The sequence below is a fragment of the Actinoalloteichus spitiensis RMV-1378 genome (genome assembly GCF_000239155.1).
GTDB lineage: Bacteria > Actinomycetota > Actinomycetes > Mycobacteriales > Pseudonocardiaceae > Actinoalloteichus_B > Actinoalloteichus_B spitiensis.
Map to the genome: position 1 here is coordinate 1 of NZ_AGVX02000341.1, position 2,247 is coordinate 2,247.

The 2,247-nt window shown below is 74.5% G+C and carries 3 protein-coding genes; all 3 read right to left on the minus strand.

Translation table 11 applies throughout. The features are described from left to right. Positions 1–72: 72 nt before the first annotated feature. Positions 73–720 carry a hypothetical protein gene (locus ACTIDRAF_RS0215380; RefSeq protein WP_016699623.1) on the minus strand — a complete coding sequence of 216 codons (648 nt, stop codon included), beginning with the start codon at positions 718–720 and terminating at the stop codon, positions 73–75. Then, complete coding sequence (hisS, locus tag ACTIDRAF_RS0215385) at positions 717–1,979, minus strand: histidine--tRNA ligase (RefSeq protein WP_016699624.1); 1,263 nt, start codon at positions 1,977–1,979, stop codon at positions 717–719. The genes ACTIDRAF_RS0215380 and hisS overlap by 4 nt, the downstream gene beginning before the upstream one ends. A 10-nt stretch (positions 1,980–1,989) precedes the next feature. Continuing rightward, on the minus strand, positions 1,990–2,247 hold a 258-nt coding region (locus ACTIDRAF_RS0215390; RefSeq protein WP_016699625.1), incomplete at its 5' end, for an MBL fold metallo-hydrolase.

Genomic DNA, 2,247 nt, shown 5'->3' on the forward strand with positions numbered 1-2,247 from the left:
GGCCCTCTACGCGGGCGGAGCCGGGCCATCGGCCCTCGTTGGACTGACCCCGGCCCGCCCGGACCGCCGGGGTCAGTCCAACGCGGCGACGAAGCGCGCGACCGCGTCGGAACCGATCCGCCGGGGCACCCGGCCGGCCGGCACCAACGACGCCAGCTGGTAGAGGGGCCGGTCGGCGGCGGCCTCCCCGCGCGCGTCGGCCCGGAGCTGAGCGACCAACAGCTGGGACAGGACCAGCGCCCGGGTGTCCCCGGTGGCCGCGAGGGCGTCCGCGAGACGCCGCAGTTCGTACACGCCCAGTTCCCGGCCGCCGGAGCCCGCGTAGAGGGCCACGGCGACGTTGACCAGCCGTCGCCGCGGCCCGCCCTGGACGAGGACGCCGATGGTCCGCACGCCGCGCTGGTCGGCGACCAGCACCGTGATGTCGGTCAGCTCGGCCAGGTCGACGGTCCGCGTGCCCAGCGCACGCACGGAGAGCTCCGAACCCGCGAGCCAGCACCGGCGGCGCGACTCCGCCCAGGCGAGGAGCAACAGCGGCACGGCGACCACGGCCGCCGCGACCAGCCCGGCGGTGCGCCCCCCGACCAGGCCGAACAGTCCGCCCAGGGCGGCCCCGACGAGCACCGCGCCGATCGCGACCGACTTCGCCCGCTTGCGGAGGAACTCCGGCGGGAGCAGGTCGAGGGGGATGCGGTCGGTCTCGGCTGCCCGCTCAGTCACCCCTCCAACGCCTCCTTCACGGTGGCGAGCAGGTCGGCACGCCCGACGGCGCGCTGGGACCCGTCCCGGAGGTCCTTGAGCTGCACCTCGTCCTGCTCCAGGTCGCGGTCCCCCGCGACCACGGCCAACCGCGCGCCCGACCGCCCGGCGGCCTTCATCGCCCCCTTGAGCCCCTTGCCGCCGTAGGCGAGGTCGACCCGGACACCCGCGCCGCGCAGCGCGGCGGCGATGCGCACCAGCTGCCGCTTCGCCGCCTGGCCCAGCGGAACGCAGTAGACCTCGCAGCGGGCCTCGTCCCCGACGGGCAGCCCCTCGGCCCTGGCCGCGAGCAGGGTCCGGTCGACCCCCAGCCCGAACCCGATGCCGGACAGCTCCTGGCCCCCCAACTGGGCCATCAGGCCGTCGTAGCGGCCGCCGCCACCGATACCGGACTGCGCGCCCAGCCCGTCGTGGACGAACTCGAAGGACGTCTTGGTGTAGTAGTCGAGCCCCCGGACCAGCCGCGGGTTCTCGGTGAACTTCACCCCCAGGCCGGTCAGGTGCTCCTTGACCTCCTCGTAGTGCTCACGGCACTCCGGGGAGAGGTGGTCCACCATCAGGGGAGCGTCGGCCAGCAGCTCGCGCACCTCCGGCCGCTTGTCGTCGAGCACCCGCAGCGGGTTGATCTCGGCGCGTTGGCGGGTCTCCTCGTCCAACGGCAGGGCCCGCAGGAACTCCTGGAGCCGCTCGCGGTACTCGGGACGGCAGGTCGAGTCGCCCAGGCTGGTCAACTCCAGCCGGTACCCCGTCAGGCCGAGCGCCCGGTAGCCGGCGTCGGCCACCGCGATGACCTCCGCGTCCAACGCGGGGTCGTCCACGCCGATCGCCTCGACGCCGACCTGGAGCAGCTGCCGGTACCGGCCGGCCTGCGGGCGCTCGTACCGGAAGAACTGCCCGGTGTAGTACAGCTTGACGGGCAGCTGCCCCCGGTCGAGCCCGTGCTCGATGACGGCGCGCATCACCCCGGCCGTGCCCTCGGGGCGCAGGGTCACCGACCGGCCGCCCCGGTCGGTGAAGGTGTACATCTCCTTGCTGACCACGTCGGTGGACTCACCGACGCCCCGCGCGAACAGGGCGGTGTCCTCGAAGACGGGCAGCTCGACGTAGCCGTAGCCGGCCCGCCGGGCCGCCTCGGCGAGGGTGTCGCGGACGGTCAGCAGCGCGGCGGACTCCGGCGGCAGGTAGTCCGGGATGCCCCGGGGGGCGGTGAAGGCGGTCATGGTGTGCGGATCACAGTCCTCTGCGCAGGAAGGGGTTGACGGCACGCTCGCGGCCGATGGTCGTGGTCGGTCCGTGGCCGGGCAGCACGGTCGTCTCGTCGGGCAGCGTCAGCACCCTGGTCCGCAGGGTCGCCAGCATCTGCTCGTGGTCGCCGCCGGGGAGGTCCGTTCGGCCGATGGAACCGGCGAAGAGGGTGTCCCCCGACAGCATCAGGCGGTCCGCACCGTCGCGTCCCGGCGGGCCGGTGTGGAAGCACACCGACCCGCC